We start from the raw sequence: 17,280 nt of genomic DNA, 5'->3' as shown, positions 1-17,280 counted from the left end.
CACGGCCCTTCGGGGCTACGCGGGGGCGGCCGCTTCGGCCGCCCCCGCATCCGTGTCCGCGTGCGCCCCGGCGTCGGCGCGTACGCCCGTCACCGCCGGGTTCGTCTCCGGCAGCAGGGCGAAGCAGCCCAGACTCACGACCGCGATCGCGGTCAGGTACGCCGCCACGCCCCACGGCGGACCCGAACCCTCGGCCAGGGCCGTCGCCACGACGGGCGTCAGCGCCCCGCCCAGCACCCCGCCCAGGTTGTAGCCGACGGCGGCGCCCGTGCACCGGATCCGCGGGGCGTACAGCTCGGGCAGGTACGCGCCCACCACCGCGAACATCGTCACCATCCCCACCAGCGCGACCGTGCACCCCAGGGTCATCAGCAGCGGGTCCGCCGTCCGCAGCAGGGCCACGAACGGCAGCATCCACACCAGGCAGGCCGCGCAGCCGGCCAGACACAGCGGCCGCCGGCCCCAGCGGTCGCCGAGCACCGCCAGCACCGGGGTCGCCAGCCCCATCACCAGGACCGCCGCCATCACGCAGCCCAGCATCACCGTGCGGTCCACGCCCAGGGCCGCCGTCGCGTAGGCCAGGGCCCACGTCGTGACCGCGTAGAAGACGGCGTACGCGATCGCGAGCGCCCCGCCGGTCAGCAGGAGCAGCCGCCAGTGGCCGCGTACGACCTCGGCGAACGGGGCCTCGGCCCGCCGGCCGCTCTCGGCGAGCGCACGGAACTCCGGGGTCTCCTCGACCGAGCGCCGCAGCCACAGCCCGGCCAGGGCCAGCAGCCCGGCCGCCCAGAACGGCACCCGCCAGCCCCAGGCGGCGAACTCCGCGTCGGTCAGGGAGCCCGACAGGACCAGCACCAGGCCGTTGGCCGCCAGGAAGCCCACGGCCGGGCCGATCTGCGGGAAGCTCGACCACAGCCCGCGCCGCCGCTCGGGGGCGTGCTCGGCGGTCAGCAGCGCCGCTCCGCCCCATTCGCCGCCGAGCCCGAACCCCTGGAGGAACCGCAGCAGAACCAGCAGGAGGGGCGCGGCGATGCCGATCGAGGCGTACGAGGGCACGCAGCCGACGGCCACCGTGGCGAGGCCGGTGAGGAGCAGCGAGCCGAGCAGGACCGGGCGGCGCCCGTAGCGGTCGCCGATGTGGCCGAAGACGGCGGAGCCCAGGGGGCGGGCCAGGAAGCCGACGCCGAAGGTGGCGAACGCGGCGAGGGTCCCGGCGAGCGGCGAGAAGGACGGGAAGAAGAGCGGCCCGAGGACCAGGGCGGCGGCCGTGCCGTAGACGAAGAAGTCGTAGAACTCGATGGCGGTCCCGGCGAGGGCGGCCGAGGCGAGCCGGAGCATCGAGGGCGGAGCGGGAACGGGTGCGGGAGCTGGACGGGGGGAGGGGAGCGGGGAGGGGTGCTGTCGCATGGTGCAGCAACTACCCCAACCCACACCCCCAGGACAGGCGTTCGGACATCATCGACCGGAAGGAGTGCACGGCCCCCCGCGGTGTTGACGGCCGGGCCGTGCGGGCCGCGCACTACGGCCGCGCACGACACCCACGGACGACGCCCACGCGCTGCGGCCGGGCGTTACCAGCCGCGCTCGCGCCACTCGGCCAGGTGCGGCCGCTCGGCACCGATCGTCGTGTCGTTCCCGTGGCCCGGGTAGACCCACGCCTCGTCCGGCAGCCGCTCGAAGAGCTTGTGCTGGACGTCGTCGAGCAGCTGGACGAAGGCCTGCGCGTCCCCCCACGTGTTGCCGACGCCGCCCGGGAAGAGGCAGTCGCCGGTGAACACGTGCGGGTGCCCGTGCGGGTCGTCGTAGACCAGCGCGATCGAGCCGGGCGTGTGCCCGACCAGGTGCCGCGCGGTCAGCTCGACGCGGCCGACCCGGATGGTGTCGCCGTCCTCGACGAGGACGTCCGTGCCGACCGGGATGCCCTCCGCGTCGTGGGCGCCGGCGTACGTCCGCGCACCCGTCGCCTCGACCACGTCCGCGAGCGCGCCCCAGTGGTCGCCGTGCCGGTGGGTGGTGACGACGGACTCGATGCCGTCGTCGCCGATCAGGCTGAGCAGCGTGTCCGCTTCCGCGGCCGCGTCGATCAGCAGCTGCGCGCCGGTGGCCCGGCAGCGCAGGAGGTAGGCGTTGTTGTTCATCGAACCCACCGCGACCTTGGAGATCATCAGGTCCGCGAGTTCGTGCACGTCGGCCGGACCGCCGACTTTGACCGCTCCGCTGTACGTCATGTCTCGATCCTAGAGGGGTGCGTGCCGGTGACGGCGGGGTCCTACAGGGCGGGGAGCTCGGGGAGGCCGTCGCCGGCCTCGACGGAGAGGCGGGCGCCCTTGCGGCCGCGGCCGGCCAGCCAGCCCAGGAGCTCGTCCTTGGGGCCGCTCAGGGTGACCGGGGTGCCCTGCGGGCCGCCGGTGTGCCAGACGGGGCCGCCGTGCGCCGTGAGCGTGACCGGCGGGACGTCCGGGCGGCCGGACCAGCGGTCGGCGAGGAAGGCGATCTCGCGGTCGGTGAACTCCTCCGGCAGGTCGTGGAGCTCGTAGCCGACGTTCAGGTCCACGTGGTGCAGCTCGACCTCGACGAGGCGGCGGAAGGGCACGTTGGCGGCGAGATCGGTGACGCCGTTGCGCAGCTCGACGGTGCGGGACCAGTCCTGGTCGGGTTCGGTGGTGGCGAGGAAGCGGGCCCCGGAATCACGGAGGTCCGTCAGGTGTTCTTCCAGGGACCGGCCGGCGTCGCGTGCGATGTCCGCGTCGCGCGCTTCGGCGCTCTCGTACATCGGGCGCGCCTCGAAGACGTTCACCAGGGCGTCCGCGTTGCGCGCGAGGTGGGCCAGGATGTGGCCACGGGTCCAGCCGGGGAGGTGTGACTCCTCGGCGAGGGCGGCGTTGTCCAGTTTCGCGACCGCGGTCAGCAGCCGGTCCGTGGCTTCACGTACAGATCGCAGGTCGTGCACATGATCAGTCATGGAACCGAGCCTAGTGGGCCCGGATCCGCCGCCACACGATCGGGTGAAGCGGTCTTCCGAGTGCCGTAAATCGAATGTGCGTGCTATACGCTCGGAAGTCCATCGACCAAGTCCATCGCAGCGGCGTCCCCCATACCCTGGGACGGGGGCCGTGCCCCCGCTCTCTCAAGAAAGGTGCGGACCGGCGTGACCGACCGTCTCATCGTTCGTGGCGCTCGCGAGCACAACCTCAAGAACGTCTCGCTCGACCTCCCCCGCGATTCGCTCATCGTCTTCACCGGCCTCTCCGGGTCGGGGAAGTCCTCCCTGGCCTTCGACACGATCTTCGCCGAGGGGCAGCGCCGCTACGTCGAGTCGCTCTCGTCGTACGCCCGCCAGTTCCTCGGGCAGATGGACAAGCCCGACGTCGACTTCATCGAGGGCCTCTCCCCGGCCGTCTCGATCGACCAGAAGTCGACCTCGCGCAACCCGCGCTCCACCGTCGGCACCATCACGGAGGTCTACGACTACCTCCGCCTGCTCTTCGCCCGCATCGGCAAGCCCCACTGCCCCGAGTGCCGCCGTCCGATCTCGCGGCAGTCGCCGCAGGCGATCGTCGACAAGGTGCTCGCGCTGCCCGAGGGCAGCCGCTTCCAGGTGCTGTCCCCGCTGGTCCGCGAGCGCAAGGGCGAGTTCGTCGACCTGTTCTCCGACCTCCAGACCAAGGGCTACAGCCGGGCCAGGGTGGACGGGGTGACCGTCCAGCTCTCCGAGCCGCCCACGCTGAAGAAGCAGGAGAAGCACACCATCGAGGTGGTCATCGACCGCCTCACCGTCAAGGACGGCGCCAAGCGCCGGCTGACGGACTCCGTCGAGACCGCCCTCGGCCTCTCCGGCGGCATGGTGATCCTGGACTTCGTCGACCTCGCCGAGGACGACCCCGAGCGCGAGCGGATGTACTCGGAGCACCTCTACTGCCCGTACGACGACCTCTCCTTCGAGGAACTGGAGCCCCGCTCCTTCTCCTTCAACTCCCCCTTCGGCGCCTGCCCCGAGTGCACCGGCATCGGCACGCGCATGGAAGTGGACCCGGAGCTGATCGTTCCGGACGAGGACAAGTCCCTCGATGAGGGCGCGGTCTCCCCGTGGTCGCTCGGCCACACCAAGGACTACTTCCAGCGGCTGATCGGCGCGCTCGCCGGAGAGCTCGGCTTCCGTACGGACATCGCCTGGGCCGGGCTGCCGCTGCGCGCGAAGAAGGCCCTGCTCTACGGGCACAAGACGCAGATCGAGGTGCGTTACCGCAACCGGTACGGGCGGGAGCGCGCGTACACGACCGCCTTCGAGGGCGCGGTGCCGTTCGTCAAGCGCCGGCACGCGGAGTCCGAGAGCGACGCCAGCCGCGAGCGCTTCGAGGGCTACATGCGCGAGGTGCCCTGCCCGACCTGTGAGGGCACGCGCCTCAAGCCGATCGTGCTCGCGGTGACGGTGATGGAGAAGTCCATCGCCGAGGTCGCCGCGATGTCGATCAGCGAGTGCGCGGACTTCCTCGGCCAGATGCGGCTCGACGCCCGCGACAAGAAGATCGCCGAGCGGGTCCTCAAGGAGGTCAACGAGCGGCTGCGCTTCCTCGTGGACGTCGGACTGGACTACCTCTCGCTGAACCGTGCCGCCGGCACCCTGTCGGGCGGCGAGGCCCAGCGCATCCGGCTGGCCACGCAGATCGGCTCCGGCCTGGTCGGCGTGCTCTACGTGCTGGACGAGCCGTCGATCGGCCTGCACCAGCGGGACAACCACCGGCTCATCGAGACGCTGGTGCGGCTCCGGGACATGGGCAACACCCTGATCGTCGTCGAGCACGACGAGGACACCATCAAGGTGGCCGACTGGGTCGTCGACATCGGCCCGGGTGCGGGCGAGCACGGCGGCAAGGTGGTCCACAGCGGTTCGCTGAAGGACCTGCTGAAGAACCCCGAGTCGATGACCGGGCAGTACCTGTCGGGCAAGCGGTCCATCCCGCTCCCGGACGTACGCCGCCCCGTGAACGGGGAGCGCAAGCTGACCGTTCACGGCGCCAAGGAGAACAACCTGCGGGACATCGACGTGTCCTTCCCGCTGGGCGTGCTCACCGCGGTCACCGGTGTCTCCGGCTCCGGCAAGTCCACCCTGGTCAACGACATCCTGTACACGCACCTGGCCCGCGAGCTGAACGGCGCCCGGTCCGTGCCGGGCCGGCACACGCGGGTCGAGGGCGACGACCTGGTCGACAAGGTCGTCCACGTCGACCAGTCGCCGATCGGCCGGACCCCGCGGTCCAACCCGGCGACGTACACCGGTGTCTTCGACCACGTGCGCAAGCTCTTCGCGGAGACGATGGAGGCGAAGGTCCGCGGCTACCTGCCGGGCCGCTTCTCCTTCAACGTCAAGGGCGGCCGGTGCGAGAACTGCTCCGGCGACGGCACGATCAAGATCGAGATGAACTTCCTGCCGGACGTGTACGTCCCGTGCGAGGTGTGCCACGGCGACCGGTACAACCGGGAGACGCTGGAGGTCCACTACAAGGGCAAGTCCATCGCCGAGGTCCTGAACATGCCGATCGAGGAGGCGCTGGGCTTCTTCGAGGCGGTGCCGACCATCGCGCGCCACCTCAAGACGCTCAACGAGGTCGGTCTCGGGTACGTCCGGCTCGGCCAGTCCGCGCCGACCCTGTCGGGCGGTGAGGCGCAGCGCGTCAAGCTGGCGTCCGAGCTCCAGAAGCGCTCGACGGGCCGGACGGTGTACGTCCTGGACGAGCCGACGACCGGTCTGCACTTCGAGGACATCTCGAAGCTGATCAAGGTGCTGTCGGGTCTGGTCGACAAGGGGAACTCGGTGATCGTCATCGAGCACAACCTGGACGTCATCAAGACCGCGGACTGGGTCGTGGACATGGGTCCCGAGGGTGGTTACGGCGGTGGCCTCGTCGTCGCGGAGGGCACCCCGGAGCAGGTCGCGTCGGTGAGCACGAGCCACACGGGCAAGTTCCTGAGGGACATCCTGGGCGCGGACCGGGTGTCCGACGCGACGGCCCCGGCCGCTCCGGCCCGGCCGGCGAAGAAGACGACGGCGGCCGCGAAGAAGGCGGCCCCGGCGAAGAAGACGGCGGCGAAGAAGACGGCGGCGGGCAAGACGACGGCGGCCAAGACGGCGGCGGCCGCGAAGCAGGCCGCTTCCGCTCCGGCGAAGAAGGCGACGCGCGCCCGCAAGGCGTAGGGCACGCCGAGAGGGCGGGGCGCCGCGCCGCCAGTACGCGTCACGGAGCGGGGCCCGGCCATCAACGGCCGGGCCCCGCCCCGTGCGGCGTGCCGGGTCGGGTCGGGGCCGCCCGCCCTGCCCGGCGGAGGCGCGGGCGCGGCGCGGCGGTCCCGGGCCGGCAGGGAGCCGCGGGGTAGTCCCCGGCCGGGCCCGGGAGGGCGGGCGGCCGCAGGGCGCCCCGGGGGCTCCCATGGCTCCGGCCGCTCCGGCCGCTCAGGCGGCCACGCCCACCGCGTGGCCGACCGTGGAGGGGTCGGTCAGGGTCGTCAGGAGGGCGTCCGCGACGTCCGCGCGGGCGATGTGCTTCCCGCCCGGCACGTTGGCGTCGAGGGCGCGCCGGTAGGTGCCGGTGCGGGGCCGGTCGAGCAGCCGGGGCGGGCGGATCACCGTCCACTCGGTGCGGCTCGCGCCGATCGCGGCCTCCATGACCGCGAGGTCCGCGTACAGGTCGCGCAGGGCCCGCCGCAGCAGCGGGTAGACCGCCACCCGCAGCAGTGCCCCGTCCTCGGGGCAGTCGGGCCCCAGCGGCGCCGCGCTGATCGCCGACAGCCGGCTGACCCCGGTCCGCTCCATCACGGCCAGGACGGCGGCGAGCGCGGGCCCCGCGACGGGGGTGAGCCGTGCCTGCTTGTTGTTCGCGGCGCCCAGCGCCGACACCACCGCGTCCCGGCCCGCCACGACGGGCGCCAGGGCCGTCTCGTCGGTCAGGTCGGCCACCACGGCCACGTGCAGGCGCTCGTGCGCGGGCACGCCCAGCCGGGCGGGGTCGCGCACGACCGCGGTCACCTCGTGGCCTGCGGCGAGCGCCTGACGGACGACCTCGCGGCCGACGCCGCCGGTTGCTCCGAACACCGTGAGCTTCATCGTGGACCCCTGTGTCTGTACGGATGCTTCCCGTGCGGGTAGATGGTTCCAGCGGGGGTGGGTGAGTATTCACTCACCCCTCTGTCCACTAGGGTGAGCGCATGCCCGCCGCCACGTCAAGCCGTCCCACCCCCGAGCGGCTCCTGGACGCCGCCGAGAGCCTCATGCGCACCATCGGCCTCGCCAACACCACCACCAAGGCCATCGCCCGCGAGGCGGGCTGCTCGGAGGCCGCGCTCTACAAGCACTACGCCAACAAGGAGGAGCTCTTCGTGCGCGTGCTGATGGAGCGCACCCCCAACGCCGGGCCGCTCATGGCCGCGCTGGCCGCCGACCCGGGGGAGCACACCGTCGAAGAGGCCCTGACCGGCATCGCCCGCAACGCCTCGCTCTTCTACGCGGACGCCATCCCGATGGCGGCCTCGCTCTTCGCCGAGCCAGCCCTGCTCACCCGCCACCGCGAGGGCGTCCAGAAGATCGGCGCGGGCCCGCACCTGGTGCTGGAGGCCCTGACCGAGAAGCTGCGCCGCGACCTCGCCGAAGGCCGCCTGCGGCCCGGCGCCGACCCCGGCGCCGCAGCCGCGCTGCTCCTCGGCGCCTGCTTCCAGCGGGCCTTCTTCCTGCACTTCTCCGGCGCCGAAGTGGTCCAGCCGGTCGAGGAGTTCGCCCCCGCCGTCGCCCGCACCGTGTGGGCCGCTATCGGCTGAGGTCCAGCTCGGCCGCGTAGGGCGGCTCGGCGCCGGCCCGGGTGCAGGTGAGCGCCGCCGCGCGGGCGGCGTACGCCAGCAGGTCCGGCCAGTCGGCGCGGGCGGGGTCCGTCCCCACGAGCCGGTGCAGCAGCGCCGCGTTCACGGTGTCGCCCGCGCCGATGGTGTCGGCGACGGTGACCGGGCTGGCCGCCGCGCTGTGCTCGGCGCCCCCGGCCGTCCACACCGTCAGCCCGGCCGAGCCCCGGGTGAGCACCACGGCCGACGGCCCCGCCGCGAGCCAGTCGGCGGGCCGCCCGCCGAGCCAATCCGCGTCCTCCTCGGACAGCTTCAGCACCGACACGTACGGCAGCCGGCCGAGGAAGCGCTTGCGGTAGGCCGCCGGGTCGGAGATCAGCGCCGGGCGGATGTTGGGGTCCATCAGGGTGAGCAGGCCGCGCCGCGACTCCCGCCGCAGGAGGGCCTCGTACGCGCTCGCGCCGGGCTCCAGCACGAGCGAGCAGGTGCCGAGCGCGAGGGCCCGTACGCCGGCCGGCAGCGCGGTCGGCAGGGTGAAGAGCCGGTCGGCGGTCCCCTCGACGTAGAAGCGGTACGCGGCCGAGCCGTCCGGGGCCAGCGAGGGCACGGCCAGGGTGGTGGGCTCCGGCCCGCGCTGCACGAGCGAGAGGTCCACCCCGGCGGCGCGCAGCCCGGCGAGGAGGCCCTCCCCGAAGCCGTCCGTGGACACCCGGGAGCAGAAGGCGGCGCTCGCACCGAGCCGGCCGAGCGCCAGCGCGGTGTTGTACGGCCCCCCGCCGGGCCGCGGCAACAGGGCGCCCGGCGGCTGCGCGACGGGCACGAGGTCGATCAGGGCTTCTCCACCGACGACGATCACGCGGGGGAAGGTATCCCATCGGGCCCCGGTATCGTCGGGTGGGCCCGCCCAGGGCCTCCCTCGCGACGGGCCTGCCGGGCCCCGCCCCCCACCGGGCCCGCCCCGCGGCCCGGCCCTCGCGCCAGGAGAACCGCATGTCCGCGTCACAGTCCGCCGCCCGCCGTACCGTCCTCAAGGGCGCCGCCGCGCTCGCCGGGGCCGTCGGCGCCGGAGCGGCCCTGTCGGCGTGCTCCACCGAAACCAACAGCGGCTACGGCAGCCCCGCCGTGCCGACGGAGCCGGTCGAGCTGGGCGAGGCGGCCGCCGTCCCGGTCGGCGGCGCGAAGCTGTTCCGGGAGCGCAAGGTCGTCGTCAGCTGCCCGGCGGAGGGCCAGTACAAGGCGTTCAGCGCGCAGTGCACGCACGCCGGCTGCGTCCTCGACAAGATCGTCGAAGGTCAGGGCAACTGCCCCTGCCACGGCAGCCGCTTCGACCTCGGCACGGGCGAGGTCCTGCGCGGCCCGGCCACCGCCCCGCTGCCCGCCGTCCCGGTCAAGGCGGAGAACGGCAAGCTCATCGCGGGCTGAGCGAACCCCCGCCCGTCCGCCCGGCCCCCCGCCCGTCCCCCGGCTCCCGGCCCTCGCGATCCGGGCCGCGCCGTACGGGCCCGTCGGCTACTCCCAGTCCCAGGCGATCCCGAGGATCCCGCGCCGGACCCCCTGCTCCACCAGGTGGACGGACCGGTGGCGGCCGCTCGGCGTCAGGTCGGCCAGCCCGGTGCGGGGGGCCAGCGGGCCGGTCCGCGCGAACCGGCGGCAGCGCACGGGCAGCGCCGCCCCGTCGAAGCGGACCTGGAGCATGTACTGGCCGCCCGCGTAGCTGAACCCGCGCACGTACTCCGTGCTCCGCGCCCCCGTGCCGTCCTCGATGCCGTAGCCGAAGACGTACGTGTCCCCGCGCCGCAGCCGGGCGTCGAACAGGAGCTCCGCCACCACCACCCCGGCCTCCGGGTGGCAGCGGATCCGGCCCGTCCGGCAGTTCTCGTGGGCCCGGACCTCCACGCGGGCGGCGTCGCAGCCCGGATCCCCGTGGTGGACGGCCAGGTACCGGTCCACCCCGTCGCGGTGCGCGCGGACGATCTGCTGCGAGGCGCGGCGGCGCAGCTCGCCCGCCGCCCCGATGCGGACCCGCTCGTGGTGCCCGACCGAGTGCAGCCCGCCGTCCGCCGGGAGTTCCATCCCGTCCAGCAGCTGCTCCACCGCCGCGCCGACGCTCACCAGCGCCCGGTACGAGCGGGCCGCCGGCCGGGCCGGGCCGATGGGGCCCTCCGGGGTGCCCAGCAGCCGCAGCAGGGCGCCGTCCGGCAGCTCCAGGATCTGCTCCAGCGCGGAGACGGCCCGCAGGGATTCCGGGTGCCGGGGCCTGCGGGCGCCCTGCTGCCAGTAACTGAGGCTCGTGACCCCGACCTTGATGCCGCGCGCGGCGAGCCGGTGCTGTACCCGGTGCAGGGGCAGCCCGCGCGCGGCCAGCGCCGCGCGCAGGGCGAGGTGGAAGGGACCGCCGCGCAGCAATTGGCCGATCTCCGCCGTTCCCGGCCCGCCCGCCCTGCCCGCCTGGTCGCCGGTCGGCCGCATGGCGACTCCTCTGTGAACGTTCACATCAGCCGACGTGGGGGCCGGCCGGCGGGGCCGGGGAGACCAGGTGGAACGAAGTCAACCGTTCACACCGCAGCCCCACCGTTCACACCGCGACGTCACCGCGTATTGAAGCGTGTTGACCTGATCGCGACAACACCCTGATGCTCCTCCACAGCGTCCGGACGCGCTCCTCCACCCCCCCCACATCCCCCCACTTCCCACCTCGGGTCCCCACCTCGGGAGGAACGCGATGCGCAACAGAACCAGGCGGTTACCCCTCGCCGCCTTCGTCTCCGCCCTGCTCCTCGTCCTGCTGCCCACCGGCTCCGGCACCGCCGCCGCCGTCGGTGCGGGCACCGACACCGCGAATGCCGCCCTCGCCTCCAAGCGCCTGAACATCACGATGCAGGCCCAGCAGAAGACCAACTGGTGCTGGGCCGCGGGCGGCAACACCATCGCCACCTGGTTCGGCCGCGGCTACAGCCAGAACCAGTTCTGCAACGCCGCCTTCAACCGCCAGCAGGGCACCGAGTGCCCCAACAACCAGGCCACCCTCGGCAACGTCCAGACCGGCCTGCGCTGGGCCGGAGTCAACTCCGGCAGCTACGTCACCGGCTGGCTCCAGTACTCCACCGTCCAGACCGAGATCAACGCCAACAGGCCCGTCGAGACCCGCATCCAGTGGTCCAACGGCGGCGGCCACATGCACGTGATCTACGGCTACGACACCGCCAGCAGCTGGGTCTACTGGGGCGACCCCTGGCCCTCCAGCGACCGCTACAACTGGGCCTCCCACGCCTGGTACGTCGACAACGGCACCTTCTCCTGGACCCACTCCCTCTACCGGATCGGGGCGTGACAGCCATGACCCCCGCACCCCGGGCCGCGCGCCGCGCCGCCGTCGCGGCCCTCGCCGCCACCGCCGTACTCACCCTCGGCGGACAGGCCGCCGCCGCACCCGTCCCGCAGCCGCGGACCGCCACCGCCGAGACCACGGCGCAGGCCCGGGAGGCGGCCGCCGCGCCCGAAACCCTGGCCACCCTCTCCCGGTTCTTCTCCCGCGAGGGCAAGGTGTCGCTCACCGCGGCGCAGCCCCGGATCGAGGGCGAGACCGTACCCGTCCACCACCTCTCCCCGGACTTCGTCGCCGGCAAGTCCGGCGCGGACGTCGCCCGCCTGGAGTTCCTCGCCACCAAGGCGGTCTCCTCCGACGGCCAGCAGGCCGCCCTGTGGACCGCGAAGACGGAGACCGGCTGGCAGGTGGTGAACATCGCCACCGGCGACGACGAATTCCGCTACGCCGGGCTCGGCGCGGCCAGACTCCCCGGCGGCACCGTGTTCCGGGAACCCCAGACCGACGCCTGGTACGTCGCCGCCGGCGGGCGGGTCCTGCCGCTGGACGAGGACGCGGAGCGGGCCGTCGGCGCCGGGGGGACCAGCCTCGCCGCGTACCGGGTCCGCGTGACGCAGGCGTACGGGGACAAGCTTCCCGGCTCCGCGTACGCCCGGCGGGGCGCGGCGGGCGGCTTCGCGGAGCCGGCCCCGCCCGCGTCGGGAGCGCCGGTCGGCCTGCTGGCCGGGGCCGGAGCGGGGGCGCTCGCGCTGGCCGGAGCGGGGGTGCTGGTGCTGCGCCGCCGGAGCCCGGCGGCCCGCCGGCCCTGACCACCCGCCTCCCCGCCCGCAGGGTCCGGCTCCGCTTCAGGGGCCGGGCCCTCCGGCTCGGGCCCGCCCCGCGCCGCCCCGCCCTGTCGCGGCCGGGGCGGCGGACGTCGTCGGGGCGGGCCCGGGGAGGTGCCGGAGGCGGCGGGTACGGCCGGTTGTCGGTGCGCGACAGTAGGGTGGGCGGCATGGCCGACCCTTCCAGCTACCGCCCCAAGCCTGGGCAGGTCCCCGACTCCCCGGGGGTCTACAAGTTCCGCGACGAGCACCGCCGGGTGATCTACGTCGGGAAGGCCAAGAGCCTGCGCCAACGCCTGGCCAGCTACTTCCAGGACGTCGCAGGCCTGCACCCCCGCACCGCCACGATGGTCACCACCGCCGCCTCCGTCGAGTGGACCGTGGTCTCCACCGAGGTCGAGGCGCTCCAGCTCGAATACTCCTGGATCAAGGAGTTCGACCCCCGGTTCAACGTCAAGTACCGGGACGACAAGAGCTACCCCTCCCTCGCCGTGACCATGAACGAGGAGTACCCCCGCGTCCAGGTGATGCGCGGCCCCAAGAAGAAGGGCGTGCGCTACTTCGGCCCGTACGGGCACGCCTGGGCCATCCGCGAGACCGTCGACCTGATGCTCCGGGTGTTCCCGGTACGGACCTGCTCCGCGGGTGTGTTCAAGCGGTCCGCGCAGATCGGCCGGCCCTGCCTGCTCGGCTACATCGGCAAGTGCTCCGCGCCCTGCGTGGGCCGGGTCACCCCCGAGGAGCACCGCGAACTCGCCGAGGACTTCTGCGACTTCATGGCCGGCCGCACCGGCACCTACCTCTCCCGCCTCGAACAGCAGATGCACGAGGCGGCCGAGGAGATGGAGTACGAGAAGGCGGCCCGCCTGCGCGACGACATGGGGGCCCTGCGCCGGGCCATGGAGAAGAACGCCGTCGTCCTCGCCGACGCCACCGACGCCGACCTGATCGCCGTCGCCGAGGACGAGCTCGAAGCCGCCGTGCAGATCTTCCACGTCCGCGGCGGCCGCGTCCGCGGCCAGCGCGGCTGGGTCACCGACAAGGTCGAGGCCGTGGACACCGCCGGACTCGTCGAGCACGCCCTCCAGCAGCTCTACGGGGAGGAGCAGGGCGAGGCCGTCCCCAAGGAGGTGCTCGTCCCGGCGCTCCCCGAGGACACCCCGGCGCTGGCCCTGTGGCTCGCCGAGCGGCGCGGCTCGCTGGTCAGCCTGCGCATCCCGCAGCGCGGCGACAAGAAGGCCCTCATGGAGACCGTCCACCGCAACGCCCAGCAGTCCCTCGCCCTCCACAAGACCAAGCGGGCCGGCGACCTCACCACCCGCTCCCGGGCCCTGGAGGAGATCGCCGAGGCGCTGGAACTGGACAGCGCCCCGCTGCGCATCGAGTGCTTCGACATCTCCCACCTCCAGGGCGACGACGTCGTGGCCTCCATGGTCGTCTTCGAGGACGGACTCGCCCGCAAGAGCGAATACCGCCGCTTCCAGATCAAGTCCTTCGAGGGGCAGGACGACGTCCGCTCCATGCACGAGGTCGTCTCCCGCCGCTTCCGCCGCTACCTCCAGGAGAAGCTGAAGACGGGGGAGTGGTCCCCCGAGGACGCCCGGAACGCCGAGACCGCCGAGCACGCCGGGCACGCCGAGGACACCGAGGCCCTGCGGGGCGGCGAGGTCCCCGCCGAGGACGACGGCCGGCCCAAGCGGTTCGCCTACCCGCCGCAGCTGGTCGTGGTCGACGGCGGTCAGCCGCAGGTCGCCGCCGCCAAGCGGGCCCTGGAAGAGCTCGGCGTCGACGACGTGGCCGTGTGCGGCCTGGCCAAGCGCCTGGAAGAGGTCTGGCTGCCCGGAGAGGACGACCCCGTCGTCCTGCCCCGCACCAGCGAGGGTCTGTACCTGCTCCAGCGGGTCCGTGACGAAGCCCACCGGTTCGCCATCCAGTACCAGCGCAGCAAGCGCGGCAAGCGGCTGCGGTCCGGGCCGCTGGACGAGGTGTCCGGCCTCGGCGAGAGCCGCAAGCAGGCCTTGATCAAACACTTCGGTTCGGTGAAGAAGCTGAGACAGGCGACAATCGACCAGATCTGCGAGGTCCCGGGCATAGGCCGCAAGACGGCCGAGACCGTGGCCGCGGCCCTCGCCCAGGCGGTTCCCGCTGGTCCTGCCGTCAACACGGCGACAGGAGAGATCATGGAGGACGAGACCCCCGCGCCAGCGGGAGCATCGTCCGAACGGGGGACCGAGCAATGACCGAGCACGAGTCCGAACGCAAGACCGAGCACGACCGAGACGGAGCACAGGTGAGTACGGGCACGACCGTGGAGCCCGGCGACAACGCCGAGGCGGCCATCCCCGAGCTGGTGATCATCTCCGGCATGTCCGGAGCCGGCCGCAGTACGGCGGCCAAGTGCCTGGAGGACCTCGGCTGGTTCGTCGTCGACAACCTGCCGCCCGCGCTGATCCCCACCATGGTGGAGCTCGGCGCCCGCTCCCAGGGCAACGTGGCGCGCATCGCCGTCGTCGTCGACGTCCGGGGCCGGCAGTTCTTCGACGCGCTGCGCGAGTCCCTCTCGGACCTCGACAGCAAGGGCGTCACCCGGCGCATCGTCTTCCTGGAGTCCTCCGACGACGCCCTGGTCCGCCGCTTCGAGTCGGTCCGCCGCCCGCACCCCCTCCAGGGCGACGGCCGCATCACCGACGGCATCGCCGCCGAGCGCGACCTGCTGCGCGAGCTGCGCGGCGACGCCGACCTGGTCATCGACACCTCCAGCCTGAACGTCCACGAACTGCGCGCCAAGATGGACGCCCAGTTCGCCGGCGACGAGGAGCCCGAGCTGCGGGCCACCGTCATGTCCTTCGGCTACAAGTACGGCCTCCCCGTCGACGCGGACCTCGTCGTCGACTGCCGCTTCATCCCCAACCCGCACTGGGTCCCGGAGCTGCGCCCCTTCACCGGGCTCAACGAGGAGGTGTCGGGCTACGTCTTCAGCCAGCCCGGCGCCAAGGAGTTCCTCGACCGCTACACCGAGCTGCTCCAGCTCATCGCCACCGGCTACCGCCGCGAGGGCAAGCGGTACGTGACCATCGCGGTCGGCTGCACGGGCGGCAAGCACCGCAGCGTGGCCATGTCCGAGAAGCTCGCCGCCCGCCTCGCCTCCGAGGGAGTCGAGACCGTCGTCGTCCACCGGGACATGGGGCGCGAGTGACCGGACGGACCCTGCGGCTGCGCCGCCTGCGCCGCCTCGCCCCCAGGGGCGAGGAGGGCGCGGGCCGCACCGGCCGCCGCGGCGCGGCACCCAAGGTGGTCGCCCCCAAGGTCGTCGCCCTCGGCGGCGGCATGGGGCTGTCGGCCTCCCTCGCCGCGCTGCGCCGGATCACCGGTGAGCTCACCGCGGTGGTCACCGTCGCCGACGACGGCGGCTCCAGCGGCCGGCTCCGGGAGGAGCTCGGCGTCCTGCCGCCCGGCGACCTGCGCAAGGCCCTGGCCGCGCTGTGCGGGGACGACGAGTGGGGCCAGACCTGGTCCCGCGTCATCCAGCACCGCTTCCAGTCGCGCGGCGACCTGCACGAGCACGCCGTCGGCAACCTGCTGATCGTCGCCCTGTGGGAACAGCTCGGGGACCCCGTCCAGGCCCTCGACCTGGTCGGGAAACTGCTGGGCGCGCAGGGCCGCGTCCTGCCGATGTCGGCGGTGCCGCTGGAACTCCAGGCGCTCGTCAAGGGGCACGATCCGGCCCGCCCGGAGGACGTCGACACCGTCCGGGGACAGGCCACGGTGGCCCTCACCCCCGGTGAGGTGCTCTCCGTCCAGGTCGTGCCGAGGGACCCGCCGGCGGTGCCCGAGGCCGTCGCCGCGGTGCTCGACGCCGACTGGGTGGTCCTCGGTCCGGGGTCCTGGTTCTCCTCCGTCATCCCGCACCTGCTGGTGCCGGAACTGCTCGACGCGCTGGTCCAGACGAAGGCGCGGCGCGTCCTGTCGCTGAACCTCGCACCGCAGCCCGGCGAAACAGAAGGCTTCTCTCCGCAGCGTCATTTGGAGGTTTTGGCCCGACACGCCCCTAAACTCGCCCTGGACGTGGTGCTGGCCGACGAGGCCGCCGTGCCCGACCGCGAGTCCCTCTCCGATGCCGCAAAACGGTTCGGTGCCGCGGTCGAGCTGGCGCCGGTGGCCCGACAGGACGGCTCTCCGAAACACGACCCGGAGCTGCTGGCCGCCGCGTACGACCGTATTTTTCGGATGCATGGAAGGATCGGCCCATGGCGATGACGCCCGCGGTGAAGGATGAGATCTCCCGCCTGCCCGTCACCCGGACCTGCTGCAGGAAGGCGGAGGTTTCGGCGATTCTTCGGTTCGCGGGCGGGCTGCACCTGGTGAGCGGCCGCATCGTCATCGAGGCGGAACTGGACACCGGGATCGCCGCCCGCCGGCTGCGCAAGGACATCCTGGAGATCTTCGGACACTCCTCGGACCTGGTCGTGATGGCCCCGGGCGGTCTGCGCCGGGGCAGCCGCTTCGTCGTCCGGGTCGTGGCGGGCGGCGACCAGCTGGCACGCCAGACCGGCCTCGTGGACGGCCGCGGCCGCCCCATCCGGGGTCTGCCCCCGCAGGTGGTCTCGGGGGCCACCTGTGACGCGGAGGCGGCCTGGCGCGGCGCCTTCCTGGCTCACGGCTCCCTCACCGAGCCGGGCCGGTCCTCCTCCCTGGAGGTCACCTGCCCCGGACCGGAGGCCGCCCTGGCCCTGGTCGGCGCCGCCCGACGGCTCTCCATCGCCGCCAAGGCGCGCGAGGTGCGCGGTGTGGACCGGGTCGTGGTCCGCGACGGCGACGCGATCGGCGCCCTGCTGACCCGCCTCGGCGCCCACGAATCGGTGCTGGCCTGGGAGGAGCGCCGGATGCGCCGGGAGGTCCGCGCCACCGCGAACCGCCTCGCCAACTTCGACGACGCCAACCTGCGCCGCTCGGCGCGGGCCGCGGTGGCCGCCGGAGCCCGCGTGCAGCGCGCGCTGGAGATCCTCGGCGAGGAGGTCCCCGAGCACCTCGCCGCGGCCGGCCGGCTGCGCATGGAGCACAAGCAGGCCTCCCTGGAGGAGCTCGGCGCACTGGCCGACCCGCCGCTGACCAAGGACGCGGTCGCGGGCCGGATCCGCCGCCTGCTCGCCATGGCCGACAAGCGGGCCCAGGACCTCGGCATCCCGGGCACCGAGTGCAACCTCGACCTCAGCGAGGAACTGGCCGACAACATGGCCGGCTGACCCGGCCGCACCCGTACGCCGACAGGGGCCCGCACGCTCACCCGTGCGGGCCCTTCGCGGTATG

Annotated in this window: 15 protein-coding genes; 9 read left to right on the top strand and 6 right to left on the bottom strand. The window is 73.4% G+C overall.

What is annotated here, in order from left to right:
* Positions 1-15: 15 nt before the first annotated feature.
* The 3 genes from ABZZ17_RS27880 to ABZZ17_RS27870 all read right to left on the bottom strand — a co-directional run bounded on the left by ABZZ17_RS27880 (position 16) and on the right by ABZZ17_RS27870 (position 2,962).
* Positions 16-1,338 carry an MFS transporter gene (locus ABZZ17_RS27880; protein WP_356879790.1) on the bottom strand — a complete coding sequence of 441 codons (1,323 nt, stop codon included), beginning with the start codon at positions 1,336-1,338 and terminating at the stop codon, positions 16-18.
* Positions 1,339-1,571: 233 nt separating this feature from the next.
* Entirely contained in the window at positions 1,572-2,228 is a 657-nt protein-coding gene (locus ABZZ17_RS27875; protein ID WP_356879760.1) for an MBL fold metallo-hydrolase, read from the bottom strand.
* A 41-nt stretch (positions 2,229-2,269) separates the two neighbouring features.
* A complete protein-coding gene (locus tag ABZZ17_RS27870) occupies positions 2,270-2,962 on the bottom strand; it encodes a maleylpyruvate isomerase family mycothiol-dependent enzyme (protein ID WP_356879758.1) in 693 nt (230 codons plus the stop codon).
* 186 nt (positions 2,963-3,148) lie between these two features.
* Here ABZZ17_RS27870 and uvrA point away from each other — a divergent pair, with 186 nt between their 5' ends.
* Positions 3,149-6,193, top strand: coding sequence for an excinuclease ABC subunit UvrA (gene uvrA / locus ABZZ17_RS27865; RefSeq protein WP_356879756.1), 3,045 nt, complete (start codon positions 3,149-3,151; stop codon positions 6,191-6,193).
* Between the two features lie 255 nt (positions 6,194-6,448).
* Here uvrA and ABZZ17_RS27860 read toward each other — a convergent pair whose 3' ends face one another.
* Positions 6,449-7,099 (bottom strand): NAD(P)H-binding protein, encoded by a 651-nt coding sequence (locus tag ABZZ17_RS27860; RefSeq protein WP_356879754.1) that lies wholly within the window; start codon positions 7,097-7,099, stop codon positions 6,449-6,451.
* A gap of 101 nt (positions 7,100-7,200) precedes the next feature.
* On the opposite strand from ABZZ17_RS27860, the gene ABZZ17_RS27855 reads away from it, so the two are divergent.
* Positions 7,201-7,806: a helix-turn-helix domain-containing protein gene (locus tag ABZZ17_RS27855; protein ID WP_356879752.1), complete on the top strand. Its 606-nt coding sequence runs from the start codon at positions 7,201-7,203 to the stop codon at positions 7,804-7,806.
* On the opposite strand, the gene ABZZ17_RS27850 is transcribed toward ABZZ17_RS27855, so the two are convergent.
* Positions 7,796-8,680, bottom strand: a complete 885-nt coding sequence (locus ABZZ17_RS27850) for a carbohydrate kinase (RefSeq protein ID WP_356879750.1) — start codon at positions 8,678-8,680, stop codon at positions 7,796-7,798. The genes ABZZ17_RS27855 and ABZZ17_RS27850 overlap by 11 nt on opposite strands.
* 134 nt (positions 8,681-8,814) lie before the next feature.
* Between ABZZ17_RS27850 and ABZZ17_RS27845 the strand changes: the two genes are divergently transcribed.
* A complete protein-coding gene (locus ABZZ17_RS27845) occupies positions 8,815-9,246 on the top strand; it encodes a Rieske (2Fe-2S) protein (protein WP_356879748.1) in 432 nt (143 codons plus the stop codon).
* 87 nt (positions 9,247-9,333) lie between these two features.
* Here the strand turns inward: ABZZ17_RS27845 and ABZZ17_RS27840 are convergent, their stop codons facing one another.
* On the bottom strand, positions 9,334-10,293 hold the full coding sequence (locus tag ABZZ17_RS27840; RefSeq protein WP_356879746.1) for a hypothetical protein: 960 nt from the start codon (positions 10,291-10,293) through the stop codon (positions 9,334-9,336).
* A 253-nt stretch (positions 10,294-10,546) separates the two neighbouring features.
* On the opposite strand from ABZZ17_RS27840, the gene ABZZ17_RS27835 reads away from it, so the two are divergent.
* The 6 genes from ABZZ17_RS27835 to whiA all read left to right on the top strand — a co-directional run bounded on the left by ABZZ17_RS27835 (position 10,547) and on the right by whiA (position 17,216).
* Positions 10,547-11,155 carry a papain-like cysteine protease family protein gene (locus tag ABZZ17_RS27835; protein WP_356879744.1) on the top strand — a complete coding sequence of 203 codons (609 nt, stop codon included), beginning with the start codon at positions 10,547-10,549 and terminating at the stop codon, positions 11,153-11,155.
* A gap of 5 nt (positions 11,156-11,160) precedes the next feature.
* Positions 11,161-11,958 carry a hypothetical protein gene (locus ABZZ17_RS27830; RefSeq protein ID WP_356879788.1) on the top strand — a complete coding sequence of 266 codons (798 nt, stop codon included), beginning with the start codon at positions 11,161-11,163 and terminating at the stop codon, positions 11,956-11,958.
* 185 nt (positions 11,959-12,143) lie between these two features.
* Positions 12,144-14,213, top strand: a complete 2,070-nt coding sequence (gene uvrC / locus ABZZ17_RS27825; RefSeq protein ID WP_356879742.1) for an excinuclease ABC subunit UvrC — start codon at positions 12,144-12,146, stop codon at positions 14,211-14,213.
* Positions 14,210-15,169 carry an RNase adapter RapZ gene (gene rapZ, locus ABZZ17_RS27820; RefSeq protein ID WP_356879740.1) on the top strand — a complete coding sequence of 320 codons (960 nt, stop codon included), beginning with the start codon at positions 14,210-14,212 and terminating at the stop codon, positions 15,167-15,169. Before uvrC ends, rapZ begins: the two co-directional genes overlap by 4 nt.
* Positions 15,166-16,230, top strand: coding sequence for a uridine diphosphate-N-acetylglucosamine-binding protein YvcK (yvcK, locus tag ABZZ17_RS27815; protein WP_356879738.1), 1,065 nt, complete (start codon positions 15,166-15,168; stop codon positions 16,228-16,230). The genes rapZ and yvcK overlap by 4 nt, the downstream gene beginning before the upstream one ends.
* On the top strand, positions 16,221-17,216 hold the full coding sequence (whiA, locus tag ABZZ17_RS27810) for a DNA-binding protein WhiA (RefSeq protein WP_356879736.1): 996 nt from the start codon (positions 16,221-16,223) through the stop codon (positions 17,214-17,216). Before yvcK ends, whiA begins: the two co-directional genes overlap by 10 nt.
* Positions 17,217-17,280: the final 64 nt, after the last annotated feature.

It is taken from the genome of Streptomyces sp. NPDC006512 (assembly GCF_040611935.1).
GTDB lineage: Bacteria > Actinomycetota > Actinomycetes > Streptomycetales > Streptomycetaceae > Streptomyces.
The sequence above is the reverse complement of the archived record's forward strand: the minus strand, read 5'-3'. Positions and strand labels throughout refer to the sequence as shown.

Bases quoted from the DNA above. Each gene is read 5' to 3' on its own strand.
- ABZZ17_RS27880 (WP_356879790.1), bottom strand. From the start codon at position 1,338: ATGCTCCGGCTCGCCTCGGCCGCCCTCGCCGGGACCGCCATCGAGTTC.
- ABZZ17_RS27875 (WP_356879760.1), bottom strand. From the start codon at position 2,228: ATGACGTACAGCGGAGCGGTCAAAGTCGGCGGTCCGGCCGACGTGCAC.
- ABZZ17_RS27870 (WP_356879758.1), bottom strand. From the start codon at position 2,962: ATGACTGATCATGTGCACGACCTGCGATCTGTACGTGAAGCCACGGAC.
- ABZZ17_RS27860 (WP_356879754.1), bottom strand. From the start codon at position 7,099: ATGAAGCTCACGGTGTTCGGAGCAACCGGCGGCGTCGGCCGCGAGGTC.
- ABZZ17_RS27855 (WP_356879752.1), top strand. From the start codon at position 7,201: ATGCCCGCCGCCACGTCAAGCCGTCCCACCCCCGAGCGGCTCCTGGAC.
- ABZZ17_RS27845 (WP_356879748.1), top strand. From the start codon at position 8,815: ATGTCCGCGTCACAGTCCGCCGCCCGCCGTACCGTCCTCAAGGGCGCC.
- ABZZ17_RS27840 (WP_356879746.1), bottom strand. From the start codon at position 10,293: ATGCGGCCGACCGGCGACCAGGCGGGCAGGGCGGGCGGGCCGGGAACG.
- ABZZ17_RS27835 (WP_356879744.1), top strand. From the start codon at position 10,547: ATGCGCAACAGAACCAGGCGGTTACCCCTCGCCGCCTTCGTCTCCGCC.
- ABZZ17_RS27830 (WP_356879788.1), top strand. From the start codon at position 11,161: ATGACCCCCGCACCCCGGGCCGCGCGCCGCGCCGCCGTCGCGGCCCTC.
- uvrC (WP_356879742.1), top strand. From the start codon at position 12,144: ATGGCCGACCCTTCCAGCTACCGCCCCAAGCCTGGGCAGGTCCCCGAC.
- rapZ (WP_356879740.1), top strand. From the start codon at position 14,210: ATGACCGAGCACGAGTCCGAACGCAAGACCGAGCACGACCGAGACGGA.
- whiA (WP_356879736.1), top strand. From the start codon at position 16,221: ATGGCGATGACGCCCGCGGTGAAGGATGAGATCTCCCGCCTGCCCGTC.